17 protein-coding genes are annotated in these 19,101 nt (G+C 67.3%); 15 read left to right on the top strand and 2 right to left on the bottom strand.

The window, feature by feature from the left end:
• Positions 1-123 precede the first annotated feature (123 nt).
• On the bottom strand, positions 124-1,512 hold the full coding sequence (locus tag SALA_RS09645) for a Mur ligase family protein (RefSeq protein ID WP_011542189.1): 1,389 nt from the start codon (positions 1,510-1,512) through the stop codon (positions 124-126).
• 211 nt (positions 1,513-1,723) lie between these two features.
• Between SALA_RS09645 and SALA_RS09640 the strand changes: the two genes are divergently transcribed.
• From SALA_RS09640 to SALA_RS09625, 4 genes are all read left to right on the top strand, one after another.
• On the top strand, positions 1,724-2,551 hold the full coding sequence (locus SALA_RS09640; RefSeq protein ID WP_011542188.1) for an LD-carboxypeptidase: 828 nt from the start codon (positions 1,724-1,726) through the stop codon (positions 2,549-2,551).
• 128 nt (positions 2,552-2,679) lie between these two features.
• Positions 2,680-3,618 (top strand): ACP S-malonyltransferase, encoded by a 939-nt coding sequence (gene fabD, locus SALA_RS09635; protein WP_011542187.1) that lies wholly within the window; start codon positions 2,680-2,682, stop codon positions 3,616-3,618.
• Positions 3,619-3,642: 24 nt separating this feature from the next.
• Complete coding sequence (fabG, locus tag SALA_RS09630) at positions 3,643-4,386, top strand: 3-oxoacyl-[acyl-carrier-protein] reductase (RefSeq protein ID WP_011542186.1); 744 nt, start codon at positions 3,643-3,645, stop codon at positions 4,384-4,386.
• A 30-nt stretch (positions 4,387-4,416) separates the two neighbouring features.
• A complete protein-coding gene (locus SALA_RS09625) occupies positions 4,417-4,956 on the top strand; it encodes a hypothetical protein (protein WP_011542185.1) in 540 nt (179 codons plus the stop codon).
• 44 nt (positions 4,957-5,000) lie between these two features.
• Here the strand turns inward: SALA_RS09625 and SALA_RS17580 are convergent, their stop codons facing one another.
• Positions 5,001-7,130 carry a TonB-dependent receptor gene (locus tag SALA_RS17580; RefSeq protein ID WP_011542184.1) on the bottom strand — a complete coding sequence of 710 codons (2,130 nt, stop codon included), beginning with the start codon at positions 7,128-7,130 and terminating at the stop codon, positions 5,001-5,003.
• Positions 7,131-7,326: 196 nt separating this feature from the next.
• On the opposite strand from SALA_RS17580, the gene SALA_RS09615 reads away from it, so the two are divergent.
• From SALA_RS09615 to murD, 11 genes are all read left to right on the top strand, one after another.
• Entirely contained in the window at positions 7,327-8,307 is a 981-nt protein-coding gene (locus SALA_RS09615; protein ID WP_011542183.1) for a cysteine synthase A, read from the top strand.
• 2 nt (positions 8,308-8,309) lie between these two features.
• Positions 8,310-8,705: a hypothetical protein gene (locus tag SALA_RS09610; RefSeq protein WP_192807413.1), complete on the top strand. Its 396-nt coding sequence runs from the start codon at positions 8,310-8,312 to the stop codon at positions 8,703-8,705.
• Positions 8,702-9,865 (top strand): Gldg family protein, encoded by a 1,164-nt coding sequence (locus SALA_RS09605; RefSeq protein ID WP_192807412.1) that lies wholly within the window; start codon positions 8,702-8,704, stop codon positions 9,863-9,865. The genes SALA_RS09610 and SALA_RS09605 overlap by 4 nt, the downstream gene beginning before the upstream one ends.
• 275 nt (positions 9,866-10,140) lie before the next feature.
• Positions 10,141-10,641: a division/cell wall cluster transcriptional repressor MraZ gene (locus SALA_RS09600; protein WP_011542180.1), complete on the top strand. Its 501-nt coding sequence runs from the start codon at positions 10,141-10,143 to the stop codon at positions 10,639-10,641.
• Positions 10,638-11,615: a 16S rRNA (cytosine(1402)-N(4))-methyltransferase RsmH gene (rsmH, locus tag SALA_RS09595; protein WP_011542179.1), complete on the top strand. Its 978-nt coding sequence runs from the start codon at positions 10,638-10,640 to the stop codon at positions 11,613-11,615. The genes SALA_RS09600 and rsmH overlap by 4 nt, the downstream gene beginning before the upstream one ends.
• Entirely contained in the window at positions 11,609-12,208 is a 600-nt protein-coding gene (locus tag SALA_RS09590) for a hypothetical protein (protein WP_153802676.1), read from the top strand. Before rsmH ends, SALA_RS09590 begins: the two co-directional genes overlap by 7 nt.
• Complete coding sequence (locus SALA_RS09585; protein ID WP_011542177.1) at positions 12,205-13,893, top strand: peptidoglycan D,D-transpeptidase FtsI family protein; 1,689 nt, start codon at positions 12,205-12,207, stop codon at positions 13,891-13,893. Before SALA_RS09590 ends, SALA_RS09585 begins: the two co-directional genes overlap by 4 nt.
• Positions 13,893-15,332, top strand: coding sequence for a UDP-N-acetylmuramoyl-L-alanyl-D-glutamate--2,6-diaminopimelate ligase (locus SALA_RS09580; protein WP_011542176.1), 1,440 nt, complete (start codon positions 13,893-13,895; stop codon positions 15,330-15,332). The genes SALA_RS09585 and SALA_RS09580 overlap by 1 nt, the downstream gene beginning before the upstream one ends.
• Positions 15,329-16,708: a UDP-N-acetylmuramoyl-tripeptide--D-alanyl-D-alanine ligase gene (gene murF / locus SALA_RS09575; RefSeq protein WP_011542175.1), complete on the top strand. Its 1,380-nt coding sequence runs from the start codon at positions 15,329-15,331 to the stop codon at positions 16,706-16,708. Before SALA_RS09580 ends, murF begins: the two co-directional genes overlap by 4 nt.
• A complete protein-coding gene (gene mraY, locus SALA_RS09570) occupies positions 16,708-17,778 on the top strand; it encodes a phospho-N-acetylmuramoyl-pentapeptide-transferase (protein ID WP_011542174.1) in 1,071 nt (356 codons plus the stop codon). Before murF ends, mraY begins: the two co-directional genes overlap by 1 nt.
• Complete coding sequence (gene murD, locus SALA_RS09565; RefSeq protein WP_011542173.1) at positions 17,775-19,079, top strand: UDP-N-acetylmuramoyl-L-alanine--D-glutamate ligase; 1,305 nt, start codon at positions 17,775-17,777, stop codon at positions 19,077-19,079. Before mraY ends, murD begins: the two co-directional genes overlap by 4 nt.
• Positions 19,080-19,101: the final 22 nt, after the last annotated feature.

Raw genomic sequence — 19,101 nt, 5'->3', positions numbered from 1 at the left:
CGCCAATCGCGAAACCCCTCCGGCTGTCGTCCGGCTTTGCGGGAATTGGTGCAAAGCAAACGGGGCGATGGCAACGCAGCCTCGCCCCGAATGAGCGCGCCTATACAGATTCGCCCGAAAGAATCAAGCGTGGCGGGTGAGCTTTTCCAGCAGTTCCCGTCCGAACGCGGTCAGCGTATCGTCGCGTGCGCCGAGGATCAGGATGCGGTCGCCTGGCCGTGCTTCGTCCAGCATCGCGGCGCCGCAGTTGGCGCGCGTCGTCAGGTGGACGGCGTCGGCCCCGCCTGCGACGATGTCGGCGACCAGCGCCTCGCTGCCGATGCTGCGGTCGACGGTGCCGCCGAAATAGACGGGGTCGCAGACATAGAGCCTGTCGCCATCGCGCATACCGGCGGCGAAACTTGTCGCCAGTTCCTTGCCCATCTGGCGAAGCGGGCCATAGCCGTGCGGCTGGAAAAACAGCAGCGCGCGGCCGGGCAGTTCGGCGACCGCGGCGAGTGTTGCGGCGACCTTGTCGGGATTGTGGGCGAAATCGTCGATCACCGTGACATCGCCCGCCTGCCCCAGCACTTCGTAACGCCGTGCCAGCCCGGCGAAATCGGCGAGCGCCGCGACCGACTGCGCGACGGGGATGTTGAGCGCACGCGCCGCGGCGATGGCGGCGAGCGCGTTGGCTGCATTGTGGCGACCGGGCATCTGCAACCGGACGTCGTGGCTGTCGGCCGCAAAATGGACCGCAAAGCGGCAGCCGTTGGGCAGCGGCTCGAAATCGCTGCCGCGGATCGCCGCATTGTCGCCGAAGCCGAAGCGCAGGACATTCGCGCCCGCGAGCAGCGGCGCCGATTCGGGATCGTCGGCGTTGATGACGGCGATCCGCGCTTTTGCAGCGAAATCGCCGAACAGGCGGTGCAGTTCGTCGAGGCTTTTGTGGTCGAGGCTGATGTTGGTGACCACCGCGACATCGGGGGCATAGAGTGCGATCGATCCGTCGCTTTCGTCGACCTCGCTGACATAGATGGCGTCGCCGCCGACGAGCGCGCTGGCGAAGGGCGTATCGGGCGAGGCGAAATTGCGCATCACTGCGCCGTTCATCACGGTCGGCTTCTGGCCCGCGCGCTCAAGGATCCAGCCAATCATCCCCGTGACGGTCGACTTGCCGCTCGTCCCGCCGACGCCGACCCCCTTCGCCGCGGCGTTGAACAGCGCGGCGTTGAGGTCGGCGCGCGACATCCGCGCCAGGCCGAGCGTGTTGGCGGCGGCGACGTCGGGTACGCTGTCCTCGACGGCAGCCGAGGCCACGAGCGTCTGCCCCGCAGCGACCCCGCTTCCATCCTGCGGGAAAAGGGCGATGCCGCGGCGTTCGATCCAGTCGAACTTGTCCGGCGAGCGCCCCTGATCGCGGCTGCGGTCCGAGCCCGCGACCGCTGCGCCGCGTGCCGCCACGATCATCGCGAGCGGCAACATGCCCGACCCGCCGATGCCGCAAAAGAAATAGGATTTGTTTTCGGCCATCGCGGCGCGATATGGCGTCTTAGGAGCAATGGCAACACTCCCTCTCCCGTCGGGAGTGGGTTGCGCAGACTTGGTGCGAAGCGCCTGGTCGTAGCTGGGTGAGGGGATCAGGGGTGGCGTGGAAATCGGACGGCGGACACCCTCATCCAACTTCGCCTAGCCAGCAAGTCGGCAAGGCTGCGTATCCTTCTCCCATGGGGAGAAGGTTTTAATGCGTATTGGCATCGTTGCCCCCTCGACCCCGATCCTGCCCGACGATGCCGAGGCGGTGCGCGCGCTGGCCAGTCTCGGCTACCCCGGCGTCGAACTGATCTTCGACCCGCAATGTTTCGCAATGCATGGCCATTTCGCGGGTGAGGACGGGCACCGTTTTGCCGCGCTCGTCGAAATGGCGAACCGTCCCGACATCGATGCGCTGTGGTTCGCGCGCGGCGGCTATGGTGCGTGCCGGATCGCCGAGGAGGCGGTCGCGGCGATGGCCGATGTAGCCCGCGCCAAAGCCTTCCTCGGCTATTCGGATCAGGGCAATCTGCTGGCGGCGCTCTATCGCGACGGCTTTGACCATGTCGCGCACGGACCGATGGTCGCCGATATCCGGCGCGAAGGCGGCGAGGCGGCGGTGACGCGCGCGCTCGACTGGCTGGTCGCGCGCGATCCCGCGGCGTGCGAGCCGGGGCTGGAGCATGGCGCGCGCCATGCGGCGTTCAACCTGATGACGCTGTCGATGCTGCTCGGCACCCCGCTCGAACCCGATCTGGCTGGGCATGTGCTGCTGATCGAGGAGGTCAGCGAATATCTATACGCCTTTGACCGGGCGCTGTTTCATGTGACGAGCTATCTGGCGCCGCGCGGGCTTGCCGGACTCCGGCTGGGGCGGGTTAGCGACATTCCGGAAAACGACCGGCCTTTTGGACTGGACGCGGAAGAAATTGCGCAGGGCTGGTGCTCGCGCACCGGCATCCCCTGGCTCGGTCGCGCCGACATCGGCCATGATGCGGCGAACAAGGTCGTGCCCTTCGGCTTGCATCGGGCGGGGTGAAGGAATAGGCGCGAGGCCTTTCCGTCGCCCCCGCGAAGGCGGGGGCCGTTGTCGGCCCTGCGCCGATGGCGCGGAACAAAACTCCAGCGGCCCCCGCCTTCGCGGGGGCGACGATAAAGGGCAGGGTCATGCGCGCATTCATCTTTCCGGGACAGGGCAGCCAGTCGGTCGGCATGGGCAGGGCGCTCGCCGACGCATCGAGTCACGCCCGCGAGGTGTTCCAGGAGGTCGACGACGCGCTCGGCCAGAAGCTGTTCCGGCTGATGAGCGAAGGGCCGGAGGATCAGCTGACGCTCACCGAAAACGCCCAGCCCGCGATCATGGCGAACGCGATCGCCACCTTGCGCGTGCTGGAGAAGGAAGGCGGCGTGACGCTTGCGGCCAAGGCCGACTATGTCGCGGGCCACAGCCTCGGTGAATATAGTGCGCTCTGCGCCGCGGGGGCGTTCGATCTTGCGACCGCTGCGCGGCTGCTCAAGACGCGCGGGCAGGCGATGCAGGCGGCCGTGCCCGTCGGCGTCGGCGCGATGGCGGCGCTGCTCGGCGCCGACATCGAGACCGCTCAGAGGCTCGCGGATGCGGCGGCGGAGGGCGAGATATGCACCGTCGCCAACGACAATGATCCGTTGCAGGTCGTCATCTCGGGCCACAAGGGCGCGGTCGAGCGCGCGGTCGCGCTGGTCAAGGACTATGGCATCAAGCGCGGCGTGCTGTTGCCTGTCTCGGCGCCCTTCCACTGCCCGCTGATGCAGCCCGCCGCCGACGCGATGGCCGAGGCGCTTGGCGCCAATCCCCCCGCGGCGCCGCTGGTCCCCGTCGTCGCCAATGTCACCGCCAGCCCGGTGAGCGATGCCGACACGATCCGTGACCTGCTGGTCCAGCAAGTTACCGGCCGCGTCCGCTGGCGTGAGAGCGTCGGTGCGATGGAGGATGTCGGGGTCACGCACTTCGTCGAGTTCGGCGGCAAGGTGCTATCCCCGATGGTCAAGCGCAGCGCATCGGGCGAGGTCGAGACGGTCAGCCTGATCTCGATGGACGACATCGAGGCACTGCTCAAAACGCTTTAAGATTCATGTTTCAGGAGACCAGGAATGTTCGATCTCACCGGTATGACCGCCCTCGTCACGGGCGCGAGCGGCGGCATCGGTTCGGCCATCGCGCAGGCACTCGCAGCACAGGGCGCGCGGCTTGCGGTGTCGGGCTCCAATGCTGACAAGCTGAACGCCTTTCGCGATACGCTCGGCGGCGATCATGTCGCGCTGCCATGTGACCTTGGCGATGCTGCTGCGGTCGATGCGCTCGTTCCGGCGGCGGTCGAGGCGCTGGGGGGCAAGCTCGACATTCTCGTCAACAATGCGGGGGTGACGCGCGACAATCTGATCATGCGCATGAAGGACGAGGAGTGGATGGACGTCATCCGCATCAACCTGGAGGCCAATTTCCGCCTTGCGCGGGCGGCGGCAAAGCCGATGATGAAAGCGCGCTTCGGGCGGATCATTTCGATTACCAGCGTCGTCGGCGCCACCGGTAATCCGGGGCAGGCCAATTATGCGGCATCAAAAGCGGGCGTGACCGGCATGACCAAGGCGCTGGCGCAGGAACTGGCGAGCCGCGGGGTGACCGCCAATTGCGTCGCGCCGGGCTTTATCGCCACCGCGATGACCGACGATCTGCCCGACGCGCAGAAGGAAGCGCTCAACCAGCGCATCCCCGCGGGCCGGATGGGCGAGGGCAGCGACATCGCTGCCGCCGTCGTCTATCTCGCGTCGAAGGAGGCCGCCTATGTTACCGGACAGACTTTGCATGTAAACGGCGGCATGGCCATGCTGTCCTGACGGGGCCGCCAATCGCGAAGGGAATTGCCGATGAGGAAATACCGGATCATGGGCGCCGCGATCGCGCTGGCGGCGCTGCCGAACGCCGCATCGGCGCAGGAAGGCGAAAAGTTCGACTGTGTCGTCGCATCGGTGCCGGCGGCCACAAAGGACATGCTGGGCGCGGCGATGGCGGGCGCCGGCGACGAGGCCTCGCGCGATGCGATGTTCAAAGAACTGGCGACGATCACCGACGGCTGCGTTGCACGCCACGGCATCACCGACGAACAGAAGGGGCATTATTTCGATTACAGCCTCGCCCGGATTTCGCGCGAATGGCTGGCGATCGACATTGCGAGACTCGACCTTGCCCCCGGCGTCGTCGACCGCGCGCTCGATTTCGGGCCCGCGGGGACGAATCCCGACCTGTCGGCGGAAATGAGCGAGGAGCAGGTCATGAAGATCGTCCAGGCCTATATCGACGCCGGCGTCGACATCGAAAAGGTTGACGGCGCGGTCTGGGAAAAGGTCGGCGCCTATGCGGCGGCGACCTCGATCTACTGGAACAAGCGCAAGCTGCTGCCTTTCTGAACCCGGCCCCGCCCTCGCCGTGACAGGGGCGGGGCCTTGTTGCATCAGAAGCTCGCGCGCGCCGTCAAACGGATGTCGCGGCCCGCGAGCGGCACATAATCCTTGGTGAAGCTCGCGTGGCGCCGCGCCTCGACGTCGAATATATTGTTCGCGGCGAGGCTGAGCGTCAGGTTGCGGCTGTCGGGCAGCGGACGCCAGCTGATCGACGCATTGACCAGCGTAAAGCCCCTGGTCGGCGTTTCGAACGGCGCGATGCGCGTCTGGTCGTCGGTCCATTCGACTTCGGCGCGCGCGTCGATCCGCTCGCCTTGCGCTTCCAGCCCGCCGAGCACGCGCAGCGGCGGGATGCGCGGGGCGTGCTGGTCGAGCCCGCCCCTGATCTTCGCGCGCGTCATATCAGCGGTCGCATCGGCGACGATGTTGAAGCCGCCGATCTGTGCGAGCCGCGCGCTCGCCTCGGCCTCGAAACCCCAGACACGCGCATCGCGCTGGAAATACTGGAAAACGGGAAGCTCATCCTCTTCCTCGCCGGTGGCATCCGCATAGATGAAGTCGTCGAACCAGTTCGAATAGGCCGCCAGGCTGAGGTTGAAACGATCGGTTTTCAGCTTGAACGAAGCCTCCGCCCCCCAGCTTGCCTCGCGCCTGAGGTTCGGATCGCCGACTTCGAACGCCTGCGTCGCGATATGCGGGCCGTTCGAGAAAAGTTCCTCGGCCGACGGCGCGCGCACCGCGCGCGCGACCGAGACGCCGACCTTCACACCCTCGGCAAGCTCGTAATTGGCGCCGAGTGCGCCTGAAAATGTATCAAAATCGCGTTCGATGCCAAGTGTCGGCGCGCGGACGCTGGTGCTTTCAAAGCGCGCCGCGGCTTCGACGCCCAGCGGACCCGTTTGCCATTCCTGCAAGGTGAACAGCGCGAACTGGTCCGTGAGATTGCGCGGGACGAAGGCTTCGGCGCCGATCGCGTTGAAGTCGCGGTGGCTATATTGCACACCGCTCGCGCCACGCCAGCCGCCGCGGTCGTTCTGGGCCAGCTCGATCCGGCCCTCGACGCCCTGGTTGGTGAATATCGTGCCGACCTCGTCGCCCTCGAACTCGGTATGTTCATAATCGGCGAAGCCCGCGCGGATGCGCAGCTTGTCGAAAAAGCCGTCGCCCATCTCGACCTCGCCGCGCAGGTCGGCGCGCCATTGCTTGAGGCCGATGGTCACCGCGCCTTCGCCAGGCTCGTGGCCTTCCTCTTCCTCGCCCTCTTCACCCTCTTCGTGGTGGTGCTCGGTGCCGGGGCGCGACGGGACGCCGTAATTGCTGTCATAATAGCTCACCGAAACGCCGAGCTGGCCGCCGTCGTTGATGAGCGACAGACCGCCCGCCGCCGTCCAGGTCTCGCTCGCGGTGTTGGCGACCTTGCCGCGCGAGCCGGCTTGTTCGGTGAGTTCGGCCGCTTCGTCGGCATGGCCTTCTTCGGCCTCTTCGGCGGCCAGGTCGAGCAGTTCGGCGCGCAGTCCGGGGGCATAGACGAAGCCGCCGCTGCGCATGTCGCCGGTCTTGCGCCAGCTGCCGTCGAAATGCGCGACGACCTGCGGCGACAGGGCGATGTCAATCGAACCACCGGCGTTGCGGTCGTCGGCCGCGGTCGCATAGCCGCCGATCGCGTCGATATGGACATGGTCCTCGGGCACCTTGCGGGGGATGCGGCGGTCGAACAGGTTGACCGCGCCGCCGATCGCCTGGCTGCCGAACAGCAGCACCGCGGGACCGCGCAATATCTCGATGCGCTCGACGGTCAACGGGTCGATGGTGACGGCGTGGTCGGCCGAGGTGTTCGACACGTCGATCGAGCCGATCCCGTCGGTCAGCACGCGCACGCGCTCGCCCGAAAAGCCGCGCAGCACGGGGCGCGAGGCGCCGGGGGCGAAGCTGGTCGCCGACACGCCCGCCTGTCGCGTCAGGCTGTCGCCGATCTGGCCGCGGATGTCGCGCGCCAGCTCGTCGCCCTCGAGCACCGACACATTGCCCAGAATGTCGAGGCTGCGGACATAGGGGGCGGTGACGATGATCGGCCCGCCGGTATGCACATCGTCGTCGCTGCCCGCGGTGCGACCCTGCGCGATGGCGGGGGCTGAAAGAACAAGCGCGAGAGTGAATCCGGCGGAAGAGAGCAAGCGCATGGGACGACCATAATCCTGACTGTTAGGGGTGATGCCGAGTGCCAGTAATGATATACTGTCACAATGACAAGCCTGTTCAGCCGTCCCGTCGGCGGTTGGTCGGCGCCGAACGGCTGTTCGTCGACAAAGGCCGATCATCGGCCAGGCAAGCGAAGCTGTCTTGCGGCGTCCGGAACGCCGCCCTAGATCATGACGCATGACCATTGCCAGAACCAGCCTGGACCTGATCGGCAACACGCCGCTCGTCCTGCTCAAGGGCCCCAGCGAAGCGACCGGCTGCGAAATCTGGGGCAAATGCGAATATGCCAATCCCGGCGGATCGGTAAAGGATCGCGCGGCGCTCTATATCGTCCGCGATGCCGAAGCGACCGGCAGCCTGCGCCCCGGCGGCACGATCGTCGAGGGCACGGCGGGCAACACCGGTATCGGGCTTGCGCTCGTCGGCAATGCACTTGGTTACAAGACGATCATCGTCATGCCCGACAATCAGAGCGCCGAGAAGATGGCGACGATCCGGGCCTTGGGTGCCGAGCTGGTGCTCGTGCCGCCCGCGCCCTTTGCCAACCCCGGCCATTTCGTTCACACCTCGCGCCGCATCGCCGAGGAAACCGACAATGCAATCTGGGCCAACCAGTTCGACAATATCGCCAACCGCAAGGCGCATATCTCTGGCACCGCCGAGGAAATCTGGGCCCAGATGGGGGGGCGGATCGACGGCTTCACCTGCGCCGCGGGGACGGGCGGGACGATCGCCGGGACGGGGCTGGGGCTGAAAGCCAGGGATCCCGCCATCACCATCGCGCTGACCGACCCGCACGGCGCGGGCCTTTACAATTATTACCAGTGCGGCGAGCTGAAAGCCGAGGGATCGAGCGTCGCCGAAGGCATCGGGCAGAATCGCATCACCGCGAACCTCGAAGGCGCGCCGATCGACACGCAGTTCCGCATTTCGGATGCCGAGGGTCTCGCGGTCGTGCGCCGCCTGCTCGACGAGGAGGGGCTGTGCCTTGGTCTCTCGTCGGGGATCAACGTCGCGGGTGCGATGGCGCTGGCGCGGCAATTGGGGCCGGGCAAGCGCATCGCAACCATTTTGTGCGACAGCGGGTTTCGCTATCTCTCGACGCTTTACAACCCCGAGTGGCTGGCCGCCAGGGGACTGGGTGAGGCAAAGGGATGAACATGCGTATCGATAGCGGTTCGCCCCCGCCGCCGGGGCAACAACCCGCGCCGCCGTCGCCACCGCCGGTACACGACACGATGCGCCGTCTGCAGATCGGCATCGCCGGGGTGCTGACGGTATTGCTGCTTGTCGGCATGGCCGGGCTGATCGGCGATCGCGCGCGCGAGCAGGTGACGGCCGAAGAGGCGTCGAGCCCCGACGTCAAGATGCCGGGCGACAACAAGACGGGCGGCGCGCCGCTCGAAGAATTGGGCGTTCAGCCCGTGTCGCCGTCGTCGAAGGACGAAAATGCCGATCCGTCGATAAAGGTGCCGCAGGCCATGGCGCCGACGGCGACCGTTCCCGATCTCGAACCCGATCCCGAACTTCAGCGCGCGCGCCAGTCGGCGCCGTGACGGCAGGGTTGCGCGGGCCTTTTCTGCGCGCTTGCTCGATTGCGATCCTGACCATCGCGCTCGCCTGGTTGGCGGGCGGGCAGGCGCTGCTCGGCCGGATCGATCCGGCGCTGGCGGTCCCGCTGCTGGCGCCGCCGATGCTGTTGCTCGCCTGGTGGCAGCGACGCGATCCCGCATCCGCCCGGCGAATCACCACCCTGTTGGCGCTGGCATTGATTGCCGCGGTGCAGGCGGCGCTCGCCCTCGCGCTGGCCGGGGCGGCGGCGGCGCTTCAGTTGCTGCTGGTGGCGCTGACGGGCGGTGTTGCGGCGCTCATTGCCGATGCGCTGGTCCGGTGGCGCCCGTCGGTTCGCGCGCTGCCATGGCTTGCGGCCCTGCTTGTCGTCCCCGCCTGGTTTGGCGCGGGCCACGCGCTGCTCGCCGTGCTCTATCGGCCTGCGGCCGCGCCTGTCGACACGCCCGCCGCGACAATGCTGACCGGCTTGCCCCTGCGCTGGCAGGGCGGCGAGAGCCTGACGTCGATGATCGCGGAGGGGTCGAATGACGATCCTGCGCTCGCGCGGCTCAAACGTCTGGGGCCGGTGTTGCTCGTCGACAGTTTGACAGACCATGTGCCGCCGCCGGGCGGGACGCTGCTCATCGCGCACCCGCGCGCGCTCGCGCCGCGGGAACTGGTTGCGATCGACGCCTTTGTGCGCGGTGGCGGGCGCGCGGTCATCCTGGCCGATGCCCTGTCGGGCTGGCCGCCGCGCCATCCGCTGGGCGATCCGCGCAATCCGCCGGTGACGAGCCTGCTGACGCCGCTTCTCGATCATTGGGGCATCGCGCTGGCCGCTGCGCCGGCCGAGGACGAAGCGGCGATCGCGGTCGACGTCGGGCACAGGCGGCTTCGCCTGTCGAGCGCCGGACGTTTCGGCGGGCTTCCTTCACCATGCCGGGCCTTTGTCGACAATCGTGTCGCCCATTGCCCGATCGGCAGGGGCGAGGCGTGGCTCGTCGGCGACGCGGACCTGCTGTTCGCTCCCTTGTGGCGCCCGCTCGCGCCCGGCGCCGAGCATCTGCGACAGGCTGATACCATGGAGTGGCTCGCGGCGCGGCTGTGGCCCGGCGCCGGGCAGGCGACGCTACGCCCGATCTGGATTCGCGCGCGGGTCGGCTGAGTCGCACCTTTTTCCCCAAAAATGCCCGTGGCACCCCGTTTCACGCTGCATCCTTGCGCTGCAGGACCGTTATTTGCCCAATTCGGACGGCATTTTGCGGCAGATGGGGGCTAGATTCCCTATCTTGCCCCAAATTACCCCTTTTCACCCCGATCTATAGTTGATACTCAGATTATCGGAGAGGGGCATTCTCCACCCGTGACGAACCAGCCGGAATCCTGCGATTCCGGAAGCGGGAAAGTTATGCCCGGTGACGCGAGGCAGGGGGCAGAGCGATGGCGATTGTGACGCCCGGCCAATATGCGGGCACCAATTTCGCCGCGATCGATGGCAAGGGGCGCATCGCCGTCCCCTCGCAGTTCCGCAACAATGTGCCCCTCAATGCGGACGGTCAGCGCGTGCTCTGGGTCGGGTTTCACGAGAAGCTGCCGTGCCTCGTCGCCTATGGGCAGGATCAGTATGACCGGCTGAACGGCGAGATCGAGCGCGACCGCGAAACCGCGCGGCTGCGCAACCTCGACTTCGACGAGGACAGCGAGTTCAAGAAACGCTTCAGCTATACCGAGCCTTATACGCTCGACGACAGTGGTCGATTCCTGCCCAGCTTCATCCACCGCGACCGCGTCGGCGATGTCGGCGCGACGGCCTTTGTGGGGTCGGGCCGCCGTCTCGAAATCTGGTGGCTGCCGACGCTCGCCGAATGCGCCGAGGCCGACCCGGTGCTCCAGCGGCTTGCCGCCTCATGGGATGCCGCGAAAGGGAAGGGGCGAAAGTGACCGACCTTCCCCGCGATCCCCGTCACGATCCGGTCCTGCTTGATGAGGTCATCGCCGCGCTCGCCATTGCCCCGGGCGAGCGTCATGTCGATGCGACCTTCGGCGCGGGCGGCTATACGCGCGCGATGCTCGCCGCGGGCGCCGAGGTGATTGCCTGCGACCGCGACCCCGACGCGATCGCGGGCGGCGAGGCGCTTGTTGCGGAAGCCGACGGCCGCCTGACGCTGATCCACGGCCGTTTCGGCGAGATCGACCGGCTGCTCGCCGAGCGCGGGATCGATGCGGTCGACGGCATCACCTTCGACATCGGCGTCTCGTCAATGCAGCTCGACCAGGGCGAGCGCGGCTTTTCGTTCCAGAAGGACGGCCCGCTCGACATGCGTATGGCGCAGGAAGGCGAAAGCGCCGCCGACTGGCTCAACCGCGCCGACGAATATGAGATTGCCGATGTCCTCTATCATTATGGTGACGAGCGCCAGTCGCGGCGCGTCGCGCGCGCGATCGTCGCGGCGCGCCCGCTGACGCGTACCAGCGAACTGGCGAGTGTTGTCCGCAAGGCGCTGCGCCACCCGCCCGGCGCGCCGAAAGACCCGGCGACAAAGAGTTTTCAGGCCATCCGCATCCACATCAACCGCGAACTCGACGAGCTGGTCGCGGGTTTGGCCGCGGCGGAGCGTGTCTTGCGTCCAGGCGGCCGGCTCGCAGTCGTCAGCTTTCACAGCACCGAGGACCGGATCGTCAAGCACTTCCTGCGCGAACGCAGCGGCGGCGACGCCGCGGGATCGCGCCACCGGCCCGCGCCGACCGCCGCCGCGCGCGCCGCAACCTTTGAAACCCCGGCGCGCAAGGTGCGGCCGGGCAAGGCCGAAGAGGCGCGCAATCCGCGCGCGCGCTCGGCGACGCTGCGCAGCGCCGTGCGCACCGCGGCGCCGGCCTGGCCGGGCAATTCGATGAAGGAGGCAATGTCATGCTGATGGCGGCCCGCAAGCTGCAGGGGATCGGTCTGGTCCTGCTGGTGCTCCTCTTTGCGATGATGCTTTATCCCGTGTCGCTCAAGGTTGCGGCGACGCGCAGCGAACTCACGCGCGTCGAGCGCGAGATCGACCGCGCGCGCGACAATATCCGCTACCTTGAATCCGAACTCGCGGTGCGCGCATCGATGCGCCAGCTCGAACAGTGGAATGCCGAGGCCTTTGGCTATTCGGCGCCCGATGCCGGGCAATATCTGGCGAGCGAGCGCCAGCTCGCCTCGCTTGACCGCCTGCCGCGGGCGCGCGGCGCGAACGAGGTCGCACCGGTGCTGATGGCGATGGTCTCACCCGTCGCGGTGCCCGCCGCGCCCAAGGCCAGCCCGGTTGCCGACAAACCCGCGGTCGCCGCGGCCAAGCCCGTCGTGCTGGCGCAGGTCGACAGCGGCGTTCGCAGCGACGCGCTGCCGCGGATGGCGCCGACGCGCCGCCGCGAGCAATTGAAGATGATCGAGGACCAGCTGCTCGCCGAATCGACGCTCGCCGATTTGAAGCGCGACGCGGCGATCGAAGCGGCAGGAGGCAAGCCCGCCCGATGAACACGCTGGTCGTCCGTCCGACCCGGGTGCGTACCGCCGGTGTGCGGCAGCAGATCCTGCTGACCGCGCAACAGCGTTTGATGATCCTCATGCTGCTGTTCGCGGCGGCTTTTCTCCTTGTGTCGATGCGGCTTGTCTATTTTGTGCTCTTCGACACCTCTGCGGGGCAGCGATCGGCGGGCGCCTTCATTCCCGCGCGCGCCGACATCGTCGATCGCAACGGCGTGCCGCTGGCGCGGACGATCGACGGTTATTCGATCCGCGTCGTGCCATCGAAGCTGCTCAACGACCGCAATTATCTGGCGGGTGAGTTGCACCGGATTTTTCCCGACATGTCGCGCGCCGATTTGCTCGCGAAGCTGACGGGGCCGCGGCCAACCTATATCCGCCGCCGCGCGCTTCCCGACCAGGTGGCGGCGGTGAACGCGATCGGCGATGTCGGTTTCGATTTCCCGCGCGAAAAGGAGCGGCTTTACCCGCAGCTGACGCTTGCGGCGCATGTGCTCGGCTTTACCAATGCCGAAGGGCATGGCGTCACCGGCGTCGAGGGCGCGTTCGACCAACGGCTGATCGACAAGGCGACGCGCGGCGAGCCGCTGGCGCTGTCGATCGACGCGCGCGTTCAGGGTGTCCTCGAAAGCGAACTCGGCGCCGCGGTCGCCAATCTGGAGGCGATCGGCGGCGCCGGCGTCATCCTCGACGTCCACACCGGCGAGGTGGCGGCGATGACGTCGCTGCCGACCTTTAATCCCAACAAGCTCACCGGCAGCGACCCGACGACGCGGCGCAATGCCGTCACCTATAATCTTTACGAGCTGGGTTCGACCTTCAAGCCATTGTCGATTGGCGCCGCGATCGACAATGGGACGGTGACGAACATGGCGCGCCGCTACGATGCGTCGGCGCCGCTGCCGATCGCCGGTTTCCGCATTCGCGACAGCCATCCGGGGCGCTGGTACAATGTGCCCGAAACGCTGATCGAAAGCTCGAATATCGCAACCGCGCGCATTGCCGATGATATGGGCCGCGAGCCGCTGGAAAAACTGTTCCGCGCCCTTCATTTCGACCAACGCCCCGACATCGAGCTGAAAGAGCGCGCCTTCCCGCTGTGGCCGAAGCACTGGGGGCGCGTGACGACGATGACGACCAGCTATGGCCACGGCATCGCGGTGACGCCGCTGCATCTCGCCAGCGCCTATGCGGCGCTGGTCAACGGCGGCATCTATCGCCCGGCGACGCTGCTCAAGCTCGGCGACAGGGCGCCGCCGCAGGGGCGCCGCGTATTCAAGGCCGCGACCAGCGCGCGGATGCGCCAGCTGCTTCGCCTGATCGTGTCCGACGGCACTGGCAAACAGGCGGACGCGCCGGGGTTCCGCGTCGGCGGCAAGACCGGATCGGCGGAAAAGCCGGGCGCGGGCGGTTATCGCCGCCACTCGCTCGTCTCGACCTTTGCGGCCGCCTTCCCGATGGACAATCCGCGCTATGTCGTGATCGTGATGATCGACGAGCCGAAGGGCAACGCCTATAGTTCGGGGCAGCGCACCGCGGGCTGGACCGCGGCGCCGGTGGTGCGCAAGGTCGTGACGCGCGCGGGACCGATGCTTGGCGTCTTCCCTGACCAGAGCCGCGACGTCGACGTGTCCGAACTCACCCCGTTGCTGCGGAGAAACGAGGAGGCGCCCTGATGCGTCTCGCCGCGCTGCTGGACGATGCCGACTGGGCGGGGCCCAATCCCGTCGTCACCGGGCTTGCCATCGATCATCGCAAAGTGGCGCCGGGAACACTTTTCGGCGCCTTCGTCGGTGAACGGTTCAACGGCGAGGATTTCATTCCCGACGCGGTGGCGGCGGGCGCGGTCGCGGTCGTCGCGCGGCCTGACGCGAAGGTTGACGGTGCGGTCCATGTCGCCGACGCCAATCCGCGCCGCGCCTTTGCGCATATCGCCGCGCGCTTTTTTCATCGCTTTCCGGCAACCTGCGTTGCGGTGACGGGCACCAACGGCAAGACATCGACGGTCGAAATGACGCGCCAATTGTGGCGCATGGCGGGCTTCAACGCCGCGTCGATCGGCACACTCGGCATCACCACGTCGGTCGACAGCGCCTCGACGGGCCTGACCACGCCCGACATCGTGACCTTCCTCAGCAATATGTCGGGGCTGGCGGTCGAGGGCGTGACGCACGCGGCGTTCGAGGCATCGAGCCACGGGCTCGACCAGTATCGCACCGAAGGGCTTCCGGTGAAGGCGGCGGCGTTCACCAACCTCAGCCACGACCATCTCGATTATCACGGGACGATGGAGGCCTATCTCGCCGCCAAGATGCGGCTGTTCCGCGAGGTTGTCCAGCCGGGCGGCGCGGCCATCGTCTGGGCCGACGATGCCCATTCGGCGGCGGTTATCGAGGCGGCGCGCGCTCGCGATGTCCGGGTACTGACGGTCGGGCAGGCGGGCGAGGCGCTGCGTCTCGTGTCGCGCACGCCGACGCAGCTTGGCCAGTTGCTCGTCATCGCGGCGGGCGATGTCACGCACAAGGTCACGCTGCCGCTGATCGGCGCCTATCAGGCGGCGAACGCGCTCGTTGCCGCGGGCCTCGTCATCGCGACGGGCGGCGACGTGGCGCTGACGCTTGCCAATCTCGCGCGGCTCCAGCCGGTGCGCGGGCGGCTCGAACGGGCCGCCATCGCACGGTCGGGCGCCCCCATCTATGTCGATTATGCGCATACCCCTGATGCAATCGAGGCGGCGCTCGACGCGCTGCGCCCGCACGCCACCGGCCGGCTGATCCTCGTCTTTGGTGCCGGCGGCGACCGCGATCAGGCGAAGCGGCCGGAGATGGGACGGGTCGCCGCCGCCAAGGCCGACCTGCTGATCATCACCGACGACAATCCGCGCGGCGAAGACCCCGCCGTCATTCGCGACGCGATTGCCGCGGCGGCGCCCGGCGCGCAGGTGATCGGCGACCGCCGCGCCGCCATCGCCGCCGCCATCGCCGCGGCGCGCGCCGACGACATCATCTGCATCGCGGGCAAGGGACACGAACAGGGACAGATCGTCGGGCGCGGCGACGACATGCGCGTCATTCCTTTCGACGATGTGAGCGTCGCGCGCGAGGAGGCGGCATGACCACCCCGCTCTGGACCGCGCGCACCATCGCCCAAGCGACTGGCGGAATCGCCAGCGCCGATTTCACCGTGAGCGGCGTCGCCTTCGATTCGCGCGAAGTCACCAGGGGCGATCTCTTCATCGCGATGAAGGGCGAGAATGCCGACGGGCACAGCTTCATCGACAAGGCGATTGCCGCGGGCGCCGCGGGCATTGTCTGCGAAACGGCGATCGACCATCCGCATGTGCGCGTTGCCGACAGCGCCGCGGCGCTGAACGCTCTGGGCACCGCGTCGCGTGCGCGCAGCCACGGCCGCATCATCGGCGTCACGGGGTCGGCGGGCAAGACGGGGACAAAGGAAGCGCTGTTCGCGGCGCTCGACCGCTTCCGGCCCGGCAAGGCGCATCGCTCGGTCAAAAGCTACAACAATCATGTCGGCGTTCCCTTGAGCCTCGCGCGGATGCCGTCGACCGCCGATTTCGGCATATTCGAGATGGGGATGAACCATGCGGGCGAACTCGCCGCGCTGACCCGCATCGTGCGCCCGCATGTCGCCATCGTCACCACCATCGCGCCCGCGCACATGGAGTTTTTTGGCAGCGAGGAAGCGATTGCCGACGCAAAGGGCGAGATTTTCGAGGGGCTGGAGCCCGGCGGAACCGCGATCATCCCCTTCGACAGCCCGCATTATGCGCGCCTTCGCGCCAAGGCCGAGCAACATGCGGCGCATATCGTCAGCTTCGGGCTGGCCGAGGGCGCCGACGTGCGCGCGGTCGACTGGCTTCCCGACGGGAAGGGCGGCTCGCTCGTCACCGCCCAGGTGCAGGACGCGCTCCTTTGCTTCACCATCGCGCAGGCGGGGGCACATTGGGTCGCCAATTCGCTCGCGGTGCTGGCGGCGGTGAAGGCGGTCGGCGGCGACCTTCCCGCGGCGGGGCTTGCCTTTGCCGAAATGCCGGGCCTCACCGGACGCGGCGCGCGCCATCGGATCGCGGTGCCCGGCGGGCATATCCTCGTCATCGACGAAAGCTATAATGCCAATCCCGCCTCGATGGCGGCGACGATCGGTCAGCTCGCAGGCGAATCCGCCGACCGTAAGGTGGCGATTCTGGGCGCGATGAAGGAGCTTGGACCGGGCGGCGAGGCCTATCATGCGGGCCTCGCGGCTCCGCTCGTCGCAGCAGGCGTGCAATTCGCCCTGCTAGTCGGCGAAGAGATGGCGCCGCTCGCCAAAGCGCTTGAGGGACGCATCGATTTCGCGCATGTGCCCGCGCACCCCGACGCCACGGCGCGACTGGGCGGCCTCATCCGTCCCGGCGATGCAGTGCTCGTCAAGGGATCGAACAGCGTCGGCCTGTCGCATGTCGTGACGGCGCTGATCAACGGGGATTATTGATGTTATACTGGCTGGCGGAATGGCTTGGCTTTCCGGGGGCGCTCAATCTCATCCGCTACCTGAGCTTCCGCTCGGGCGCTGCGGTTGCGACCGCGATGATCCTCGGCCTGTGGATCGGTCCGCGCTTCATCCTGATGCTGCGGATGCGGCAGGGCAAGGGGCAGCCGATCCGCGACGACGGCCCGCAAAGCCATCTTGCCAAAAAGGGCACGCCGACGATGGGCGGGCTGATGATCCTCATTTCGCTGATGATCTCCGCGCTCCTCTGGATGGACCTCTCCAACCGCTTTGTCTGGGCCTGTCTGTTCGTCACCGCGGGCTTTGCGGTCGTCGGTTTCCTCGACGATTATGACAAGGTGACCAAATCGAGCCATCGCGGCATTCCGGGGCGGGTGCGGCTGCTTGTCGAGTTCCTCATCGCCGGGGTCGCGGTGTTGCTGATCGTCTCGCGCACGGGCACCGACCTCTATCTGCCCTTTTTCAGCGGCATCGTGATTCCGCTCGGCCCCTTTTATTATGTTTTCGCGATGGTGCTGATCGTCGGTTTCGGCAATGCCGTGAACCTGACCGACGGGCTCGACGGGCTCGCGACATTCCCGGTCATCATCGCCAGCCTGACCTTCCTTGTCATCGTCTATCTGTCGGGCAACGTGAAGTTCGCCGGCTATCTCGGCATCCCGCATGTCCCCGGCGCGGGCGAGCTGGCCGTATTTGCCGCGGCGATCATCGGCGCCTGCCTCGCCTTCCTGTGGTTCAACGCGCCCCCCGCGGCGGTGTTCATGGGCGACACGGGCAGCCTTGCGCTCGGCGGTGCGCTGGCGACGATCGCGGTGACGGCGCAGCATGAACTTGTGCTCGTCCTCGTCGGCGGGCTGTTCGTTGTCGAGGCGCTGTCGGTGATCATCCAGGTCTTCTGGTACAAGCGCACCGGCAAGCGCGTGTTTCGCATGGCGCCGATCCACCATCATTTCGAGCAGCTCGGCTGGCCCGAATCCACCGTCGTCATTCGCTTCTGGATCGTCTCGATCGTCCTGGCGCTTGCGGGACTCGCGACCTTGAAGCTGCGGTGATTACCTCGCGCGCCTTTGCCGGTCGCCGCTATGCGGTGCTGGGACTGGCGCGCTCGGGGCTGGCCACCGTCGAGGCGCTTGTCGCCAGCGGCGCGGGCGTCACCGCGTGGGATGACCGCGAGGAGGCGCGCGACGCCGCGATGGCGCTGGGCGCCGACATCGGCAATCCGCTGGACATCGACCTCATCGGCTTTGCGGGCGTCGTCGTATCGCCGGGCGTGCCGCTCAACCGCCACCCGATCGCCGCGCACGCGCGCGATGCCCATGTCCCCGTCATCGGCGACATCGAGCTGTTTGCCGAAGCGCGCAGCGAGCTGCCGCCGCACAAGGTCGTCGGCATCACCGGCACCAATGGCAAATCCACCGTCACCGCGCTGATCGCGCACATGCTTGAAAGCGCGGGCGTACCCGTGCTGATGGGCGGCAATATCGGTCTGCCGATCCTGACGCGCGAACCCCTGCCTGAAGCTGGTGTCTATGTGCTCGAACTGTCGAGCTTTCAGATTGACCTTGCGCACAGTCTGGCGTGCGACGTCGCGGTGCTCACCAACATCAGCCCCGATCATCTCGACCGCTACGACGGGTTCGAGGGTTATGTCGCATCGAAGGCGCGGCTGTTCAGCCTGCAACACCGCGATCAGGTCGCGATCATCGCGACCGACGACGATCCTTCAAAAATGATCGCAAGCCGGGTGAACCATCGCCTTCACCGCGTTTCGGCGAAGGACATCGACCCCGTGGATCAGGCGCGCTGGCCCGCGCTGCAAGGCCCCCACAATGCGCAGAACGCCGTTTGCGCGATCGCCGCGTGTCGCGTGCTGGGGCTGGACGACGAAGCAATCGAACGCGGCCTCGCGACCTTCCGGTCGCTCCCGCACCGCATGGAATTGGTCGGCGAAGCCCGCGGCGCCCGCTGGTATAATGACAGCAAGGCGACCAACGCGGCTTCCGCTGCACCGGCGCTGGCGGCGTTTCCGCCGGCGCCGGACCAGCGTTTGCACTGGATTGCGGGGGGACAGGCGAAGGGCGACGGGCTGGCGGCGTGCCGGCCGTGGTTCGGCCATGTCAAACGCGCCTATCTGATCGGCGAGGCGATGGCGCCGTTCGCGGCGGAAATCGGCGACGCCATCGCGATCGAGCGATCGGGCGACCTGGCGAGTGCTGTGGCGCAGGCGGCGGCGGCGGTCCAGCCCGGCGACATCGTGCTGCTGTCGCCCGCCTGCGCGTCGTTCGACCAGTTCAAGGATTATGAGGCGCGCGGCGAGGCGTTCCGCGCAGCGGTCGAGGCGCTGGGGGCATGACGGTCGCCTCTTTCCGTTCGCG

The organism is Sphingopyxis alaskensis RB2256, from assembly GCF_000013985.1.
Taxonomy (GTDB): Bacteria; Pseudomonadota; Alphaproteobacteria; order Sphingomonadales; family Sphingomonadaceae; genus Sphingopyxis; species Sphingopyxis alaskensis.
The sequence above is the reverse complement of the archived record's forward strand: the minus strand, read 5'-3'. Positions and strand labels throughout refer to the sequence as shown.

Bases quoted from the DNA above. Each gene is read 5' to 3' on its own strand.
- SALA_RS09645 (WP_011542189.1), bottom strand. From the start codon at position 1,512: ATGGCCGAAAACAAATCCTATTTCTTTTGCGGCATCGGCGGGTCGGGC.
- SALA_RS09640 (WP_011542188.1), top strand. From the start codon at position 1,724: ATGCGTATTGGCATCGTTGCCCCCTCGACCCCGATCCTGCCCGACGAT.
- fabD (WP_011542187.1), top strand. From the start codon at position 2,680: ATGCGCGCATTCATCTTTCCGGGACAGGGCAGCCAGTCGGTCGGCATG.
- fabG (WP_011542186.1), top strand. From the start codon at position 3,643: ATGTTCGATCTCACCGGTATGACCGCCCTCGTCACGGGCGCGAGCGGC.
- SALA_RS09625 (WP_011542185.1), top strand. From the start codon at position 4,417: ATGAGGAAATACCGGATCATGGGCGCCGCGATCGCGCTGGCGGCGCTG.
- SALA_RS17580 (WP_011542184.1), bottom strand. From the start codon at position 7,130: ATGCGCTTGCTCTCTTCCGCCGGATTCACTCTCGCGCTTGTTCTTTCA.
- SALA_RS09615 (WP_011542183.1), top strand. From the start codon at position 7,327: ATGACCATTGCCAGAACCAGCCTGGACCTGATCGGCAACACGCCGCTC.
- SALA_RS09610 (WP_192807413.1), top strand. From the start codon at position 8,310: ATGCGTATCGATAGCGGTTCGCCCCCGCCGCCGGGGCAACAACCCGCG.
- SALA_RS09600 (WP_011542180.1), top strand. From the start codon at position 10,141: ATGGCGATTGTGACGCCCGGCCAATATGCGGGCACCAATTTCGCCGCG.
- SALA_RS09590 (WP_153802676.1), top strand. From the start codon at position 11,609: ATGCTGATGGCGGCCCGCAAGCTGCAGGGGATCGGTCTGGTCCTGCTG.
- SALA_RS09585 (WP_011542177.1), top strand. From the start codon at position 12,205: ATGAACACGCTGGTCGTCCGTCCGACCCGGGTGCGTACCGCCGGTGTG.
- SALA_RS09580 (WP_011542176.1), top strand. From the start codon at position 13,893: ATGCGTCTCGCCGCGCTGCTGGACGATGCCGACTGGGCGGGGCCCAAT.
- murF (WP_011542175.1), top strand. From the start codon at position 15,329: ATGACCACCCCGCTCTGGACCGCGCGCACCATCGCCCAAGCGACTGGC.
- mraY (WP_011542174.1), top strand. From the start codon at position 16,708: ATGTTATACTGGCTGGCGGAATGGCTTGGCTTTCCGGGGGCGCTCAAT.